Genomic DNA, 7,042 nt, shown 5'->3' on the forward strand with positions numbered 1-7,042 from the left:
TTACTTAACTCAAGCTCAATGCAAAAAACAAAGCAAAAGATTCAAAGTCTCAACTGCAAAATCGCTGCAAAAAAAGTTGCTTTTCCAGGGATCCCCTGCCAACCCGAGTTGTCTTAGATCCCAGAGAGGTCTTCACAACTGGATCCGGACACAACAGAAACTTCAGTCCACAAGGGATCAAACCACAGCGGCAGCAGCGCGATCGAAGTAGGATTCGATTTCGGCAATCAGAGCGCTGCAGTCCCCCCGGGTGATGCCGTTGGGGTCGTTTACCACCGCCACTGCAGCCTTTTTCATCTTTTGGATGCCGTTGGCCACCGAGCTGCCGGGGGTGCCCAAGGCTTGATAGGTTTCCCGCAGGCCGTTCAGGCAGCGCTCGTTCAGCACACTGGCATCTCCGGCTGCCACTGCGTAGGTGATGTAGCGGAGAATAATGTCCATGTCCCGCATACAGGCGGCTACGTTACGACTGGGGTAGGCAGGGCCACCGGGAGCGTTCAAATTGGGCTCCTCGGCGAACAACTGACGGATGGCATCGGTCACGATCTTGGAGGCATTGCTGGTGAGGCGGTTCACAGCATCCAAACGCTTGTTCCCCTCGGCAATTACCTGCTGGAGAGCGGCAAACTCGTTCTCTCCCAAAAAAGCGCCTTTGGAGTCAGCTTGGGCAACAACTTTGCCAAATACATCGTTCATGGTTTTGAATCTCCCTAGCGAAAGTAAAAGAGGTTATGAATCCACATTCCCTGCAGCGGACAAGAGAGCACCTGCCGGCCAGGAATGCAACACCGCTTGGATCCCCAGTGCCGAGAGGTGCTGTTTAACTCACAGAACCGCCGACGGGATCAAAGCCGATAGAACCAAGATGAGCAAGCGAAGCTCGCCCCCAGAGCCAGGCCACCATCTACGGGATCGGACTTGGACAAGAAGCCTCAGCCGCTGCTGGCAACCTCAACTGGCAGACGAGAAGAAGCTGGCTCGCCTTGTTTCCAGTCTTTTTCTACCGCGAAGGCAAGAAGCGATGAAATCAAAAAATGTAAATCGGCTTTACCTCGCGCAAAAGGTCTTAGATCGGTTTCCAACCTGCTTCCCATCTGGGATCCCGGCCAATGCTCCCTATCTTTCGTAGCGGCAGTTTTTTACAAAAGAGAACGTTTCTTGACCTAGCTTTACAACGTGAAGAAAGATGTCAGCCCCGATCGCGGCTTTGCAGCTTGCAAGGGATCCATTTTCAGTATCGGAGCGAACATTCTCATAAAGGATACATAATTTAACACTTGCTGCAATCCTTGGGTGGGCCTGAGGTTGGGGCAAAATCTGAGAAGGTTCTCTTCGATTCCCTAAGATTTTCGGTACACACCTTTTACAGAAGTTCTGGATGCCCGCTTATGCCTATTGGGTTGGATCGCACTCCTTCCCCGGAGCTGCTGCAGATGGCGCGCTGGTTGGCAGGAGACTTCAGCAACCAAGAGCAAGCCTGGGAAAATCCACCGTTTTTCGCCCAGATCCGGGTGGCCTATCGCCCCTTGCCGGCCCACGTTTTGGGCGGGATCGGCTTTTATGTGGAGCAAGCCTACAGCGGCCATTTGGAGGATCCCTATCGGCAGGCGGTGGTGGAATTGACTCAGGCAAGCGCTGGGATCGTGATTCGCAACTACCGCCCTCTGGAGCCGCAGCGGTGGCGGGGCTGTGCTCGGGAAAGGGCAGACCAACTGAGTCAACTGCAGGCTGCCGATCTGGCCTATCTAGAGGGGTGTGATGTGCAGGTGAAGAGGCAGGGATCCCTCTTTGTCGGCGTGACGGAGCCGGGGTGCCGGTGTTGCGTGGTGCGCAACGGCCAAACCACTTATCTGCAGACCACCTTGCACCTGAGCGAGAGCGAGTTTTGCAGCCATGACCGAGGGATGGATCCCATCACCCACCGACAGGTTTGGGGGGCCCTGGCGGGCGCTTTTCGCTTCCAAAAGGTAGTCGATTGGCAGGCAGAGCTGCTGCTGTAGGCTTCGGCCCAGCCAGCCCTGCAACCCCACAGTTGACGACGGTATTGCGCACTCTCCCTCAGTCGGCCTTGTGTACACTGTCTTTGGCCGGGATCCAATATTGCCGCGCGATGCTTCCGGGTTCGAGCATGCTGGCAATGGGAATGTTCTTTGCCGCTTGCAGACAGGATACGCTCCTTATCGGCTTAGTGTGGGTGTTCAATGCAGGTGAGGTCAAGCCCAAAGAATGAGCCACGGTCTGGGTGGGCTTGGCACAGCCCTTGGGGAATGGCAATCGCCCTGGTTGGGATCTTGACCTTGCTGCTGCTCGGTGCCGGCTGTTCTGGCCAGGGGGAATCTGCAGCTTCCCCCCCTGCGTTGATCCCTCTCCCACCTCAACCGGGAACCGAGTCGATTCCCATGCCGGTGCGCACGCTGGGCAACAGCCGCTTTAAACTGCTGGGCTTGAACGTGGGGGTGGCCGGAGCCGGTGCAGAGTTGCTCCTGGATACGGGCTCGGCAGGTTTGCGCATTGTAGCGACGGCGGCAGGTCGCTTTGGCCTGGAACGGACGGGGATCCCTTCCACCGTGACGTTTGGAGATGGCACGCAATTTATCGGCGTGTTGGCCCGCGCCCCCTTCAGCATAGGCGGGATCCCCAGTCGAGAGCCGGTAACGATTCAGTTGATCGACCGGATCACCTGTGTGGACGCCCTGGTGGCCAGTTGTTCAGAGAACTTGTTTGGAGAAGGGCGGCCCTTCGCCGGGATCCTAGGCACGTCCTTGGATGAGCGCAGCCCCGACCGCGAGCTGTTTAGTCCGCTCACCCGCCTTCCGGGCAATTTCCGCTCTGGGTACATTATTCAAACGGGGGGCTTCAACTCCACCCAGGGCCTGTTCACGGTTGGCCTAACGGCTGCCAACACCGTCGGCTTCAATTTCCGGCAGTTTCCCCAGGTGGGAAGCTTTCCCGATGGCACACCCATCTGGCGGGATGAGGCTTTGCAAGTGGCCTACAGCATTAGCAACACTTCCATTCAAAATGCCCTCAGCCCCACCGTTTTTGACAGTGGTTCTTCCGACATTTTTCTCAATGTCAGGCTGTTGGGGGCAGCTCCTTTCTCCACCTCGACCTTGCCCCCCGGCGCTGAATGGCGAGCTGTGCTGGAGGGGGCTTTTGACTACCGCATTCGGGTTGGCTTTCCCATTACGCCCAGCCGGGATCGGATTTTTGTTAACGGCAACCAAGGAGTGCAACTGTTGGGCATGCCGCTGTTTTTCAACGCCGACGTTGCCTTTGATATTGAAGGCGGTCGGATCGGCTTTCGCCTACGTTGAGACGAAGTTGTTTTCAACATCCAAAAGCATTGGGATCACTTGCGGAGAAGAACTTGCCATGTTCGGCCGAGCCTTGAAAACCGGGAACAGCACGCCGCACAGATGGCCTTGGGTTTGGGGGCTACTGCTGCTCTGTTGGCTAGGGCTGAGCGGGCCGGCTTGGTCGATCAGCTTAGGGGATCCCTTGCCGGAGTGGGCTGAGTCTGTGCAGGTGGGACGACAGCGGCTGCGCGGGGTGGAGCAATACCGCGGCCAGGAACAAATCCGCGCCTATGGCAACGAAGCAGGACGGGTGTTTTGGATTCAAATCAACAGCAGCGCTGACTTGCCCCCGGATTACCGAGACTATTTGGGCGAATACCAACAATTTCTGGTAGAAGCTGTAGAAGTGGTGCCGTTGCGAGCCCGACGGCTGCGCTTCCGCCAGGGAAATCGCAGCGCCGAGTGGCAGGTGGTGGGCATGAGCGGTCGGTTTCAGGCGGAGGCGATCAGCAGAGATTTGGCTCCGCCAGGGTTGTTTGGAGATCCCTCGTGAAGAGCAGGAGAATTAGAGCTTATCCTAGAGATCCTAGAGAGAAACTTGAAACTAGAGTCTGCCAATGAATTTACTCCAGAAGAAAGTTGAGGTTACTCTTAATCGCTTCTTCGTTAAGAGGCTAACTCAGGAGGATCTCACCTTCTACGGATACCATTGCAAGCCAAACCCTCTCCCCGCTCCGGGGGAAGAGCACAAAGCCCTCGCAAGGGTTTGTAATCAGCTAGGTGTAGTGGCTGTTCCTCTAGAGGGCTGCATTATAGCCCGGGAAAAGGTTGACCCCGATAAACTTAAGACAAAGGACGGGGAACTAGAGGAAATTGGACAGAGAGTTCTAAACTGCACCAATGTCCAAGAAAAAGATGCCCTCGAAAGCTTTGAGCGTAGGAGGCTACGGCTGTGTCTCAAATCTTTGTACTCTGGGAAAACCGAAGTTGAAACATCAGGAGGCAGCTTACTTTGGTGGAAGAAGGAAGAAGTTGATTGTGGAAAGGGTTGGAAAATCCACGAAGGAAGAAGAATAGATGTTGTTGTCAACCAGGACAGTGAGCTGTACATAGAGATAGATGTTCAGTACCATTTCTACACGCCATGGACCTTGCATGAGTGGCTTGAGAACTATCCAGATGTCCCGATCCAGTGGGTCCAGAATACATACGATAAACGCCAGACTTGGGAATATCTGGGTATCCTTTCCAAACAGTCGCCGTGGGAGATTCAATTGCCAGAGCTGAACATGAGTCTAGCGGAGTATCATTTGCAGAAGCACAGTGCACCTAGAGAGGAAGTGGAAAGCTCCTGGGTAGTCGAAGTATCTTCAGGTCGAGGGTGTTTTCCCCATCTGTCTCGAAGGCTATCGCCTGTCTTAACTTTGGAGATGCTGGCCAGCATAGAAGATGCTAGAAATCCTGGTAAAAAAGTCAGTGCTTCGGTCATCGAGCATTCTAGAAAAAGTTTAGAATATAGACTTCAAGGGTCTAAAAAAGTTGCAGAGACTATCATAAGAAGAATCTACAAATCTCCCATTGCTCAAGAGAGAATTCAGCCTCTGAAAATAGAGGGCTATATCCTGCCAAGGCCAAGACTACTGGGTCGCAACAATCAAGCAATCGAGAACCCAGCCAGAGTTAGGTACCAAGGATGTGCAAGAGTTGGCGAGACAAAGTTTGGACTTCTAAATCTTGACGATAATAAACGTGAGTATCCTACTGAGGTTCGCAAGTGCCTACTTGAAGTAGCTAAAAAGAGCGGAGCAAGAGTTGAAATAGACTTTTACGCAACCCGTCAAGATTTGCCTGAAGGCGACCTTGCTCAACAGAGGTTTTGGCAAAGCTGGGCCGACAAAGGGATCAAAACCGTTCTGGTTGTCATGCCCTTGTCGCCTAATGAGCACAAGCAAAAGATCCGCTTGCAAGCACTTCGAGCAGGAATAGCAACTCAGTTTATGATTCCTGGAGCTGACCCCTACAAAGCTCTAAATGTCGTACTAGGACTTCTGTGTAAAGCTGCGTGGCAACCCGTGTTGCTTGAACCCCTCGATCATCCTGAGTGCTCCGAGCTTACCATTGGTTTTGATGTGGGGACGAATCGAGAGCTTTACTACGGAACCTCTGCCTTCGCGGTACTGGCCAATGGTCAAAGCTTAGGCTGGGAGTTGCCCGATATACAAAGAGGAGAAACTTTTTCCGGCGAGGCAATTTATCAAACCGTGTCCAAGCTCGTCAATAGATTCTACAACAAATTTCATCGATACCCTAGAAAGGTTCTTTTGATGAGGGATGGCTTAGTTCAAAGAGGCGAATTTGATAAAACAATTGAGGAACTAAGAAAAGAAAAGATTGCTGTGGATATTGTTGGAGTGCGCAAAAGTGGCGCGGGAAGAATGGGGATTCAAGAAGAAGGCAGATATAAAGATGCTGCAATGGGCACTGTCATTTTTGACCATGAACGAAGGTCATTTATGCTCGTAACAAGCCAGCCCATTAAGAAGTCCTCGGTGCCAATTGGCAGCGCAAGACCGCTGCGAGTTGTCCATGAACACGGCAACACTCCTTTGGAAGTTCTGGCTATACAAACTTACCATCTCTCCCAGCTTCATCCCGCCAGTGGTTTTCAAGCCTGTAGGCTTCCTTGGGTATTGCACTTTGCCGACAAAAGCAGTAAAGAGTTCCAGCGCATTGGCAACAGCATTTTTAGTGTGCTGCAGAACATAAACCGAGAGAAGTTGATTGCCGTCTAGCCAAGGGAGGGGATCCCCACCTGCCGGCCTTGCTAGGATTGGGGGGGTGGTTGGTGTTGCGGCTATGGTGGAGATGAATGAGGTCTGGAAGACCTTTCTGAGCAATCCTGTTCCGTTCTGTGGCGGTTTTCTCAGCGGCCTGCTGCGTTTGGATGTGAAGCAAGATCCGCTGCGCAGTTGGCTGGAGTCCCAGGGGCTGAGGGTGGAGGAGCCCCCGCCTTCCGGTCGCTCCGACGGCCCCCAATCCATTTCCATTGAATAGGCGTACTCAATCGGCGGGCAGAGAGTAGGGATCCCTTCCGAACGCTTTCTCTCAGGTGTGGGAAGCGCTCTGATCCGGGCACAAGCAGCGACAAGAAGGGCAGCAAGAGCGGTGTTGCGAGGTGAGCTGATGTTCCCTGAACCCTCCCAATTTAGGAAGCGGCAGGGATCCCTTCGAGGCTGGGGCTATCTCGGCGGGGTGGTGTTCCTGGCAACGGGACTGGTCGGTCTGCCGTCAGGGGATCCAGCCGTGGCCCAATCGGCTCCCTCTTCTCTTGCCAGCCCTAAGCAGGATCCCCAAGCTTGGCTGGAGCGCTACAACGCCGCTCTAGAGCAATTGCCCCCTTTGCCCAACTTGCAATATCGCCAGCAGGTGCGGGTGGAGGGATCCCAAACCTTCACAGCCACGTTGGATGTGCTCTACCGCCGCGACGGCAGTTGGCAGGCTTGGGTAGCCGAAGGGGATCGCATCCGCCTCTTGGATTCGCGCCAATTGGAAGTGGTGAACCAGTCGGATCTGCTGCAGCTGTACTCGGTGTATGTGAGCCGACCGGAAGCCCTCTTGCCCTCGGTGAGCTTTTACTTGAAGGCGGATCCCAGCCGCTACCGCGTCCTCTCCTCAGAACGGGTGGATTTGGCAGGATCCCCTGTCCAGCATTTGCGCCTAGAACCCATTCAGGAGGGCCAGTT

7 protein-coding genes and 1 pseudogene are annotated in these 7,042 nt (G+C 54.1%); 6 read left to right on the plus strand and 2 right to left on the minus strand.

Annotated features, from left to right (window positions below; genetic code table 11):
* Window positions 1–177 precede the first annotated feature (177 nt).
* Window positions 178–696, minus strand: a complete 519-nt coding sequence (locus NW856_RS08920; protein ID WP_011434282.1) for a phycocyanin subunit beta — start codon at window positions 694–696, stop codon at window positions 178–180.
* 236 nt (window positions 697–932) lie between these two features.
* Window positions 933–1,082 (minus strand): hypothetical protein, encoded by a 150-nt coding sequence (locus NW856_RS08925; RefSeq protein ID WP_414399878.1) that lies wholly within the window; start codon window positions 1,080–1,082, stop codon window positions 933–935.
* Between the two features lie 306 nt (window positions 1,083–1,388).
* Here NW856_RS08925 and NW856_RS08930 point away from each other — a divergent pair, with 306 nt between their 5' ends.
* The 6 genes and pseudogenes from NW856_RS08930 to NW856_RS08955 all read left to right on the plus strand — a co-directional run.
* A complete protein-coding gene (locus NW856_RS08930) occupies window positions 1,389–2,000 on the plus strand; it encodes a chromophore lyase CpcT/CpeT (RefSeq protein ID WP_414399879.1) in 612 nt (203 codons plus the stop codon).
* 267 nt (window positions 2,001–2,267) lie between these two features.
* Entirely contained in the window at window positions 2,268–3,317 is a 1,050-nt protein-coding gene (locus NW856_RS08935; RefSeq protein ID WP_414399880.1) for a hypothetical protein, read from the plus strand.
* A gap of 58 nt (window positions 3,318–3,375) precedes the next feature.
* A complete protein-coding gene (locus NW856_RS08940; protein ID WP_414399881.1) occupies window positions 3,376–3,852 on the plus strand; it encodes a hypothetical protein in 477 nt (158 codons plus the stop codon).
* A gap of 232 nt (window positions 3,853–4,084) precedes the next feature.
* Complete coding sequence (locus NW856_RS08945) at window positions 4,085–6,091, plus strand: argonaute PAZ domain-containing protein (protein ID WP_414399882.1); 2,007 nt, start codon at window positions 4,085–4,087, stop codon at window positions 6,089–6,091.
* 46 nt (window positions 6,092–6,137) lie between these two features.
* Window positions 6,138–6,353 carry a hypothetical protein gene (locus NW856_RS08950; RefSeq protein ID WP_414329987.1) on the plus strand — a complete coding sequence of 72 codons (216 nt, stop codon included), beginning with the start codon at window positions 6,138–6,140 and terminating at the stop codon, window positions 6,351–6,353.
* Between the two features lie 129 nt (window positions 6,354–6,482).
* Window positions 6,483–7,042, plus strand: a pseudogene (locus NW856_RS08955) (hypothetical protein); the annotation flags it as partial.

It is taken from the genome of Synechococcus sp. R3-13 (assembly GCF_047462195.1).
GTDB lineage: Bacteria > Cyanobacteriota > Cyanobacteriia > Thermostichales > Thermostichaceae > Thermostichus.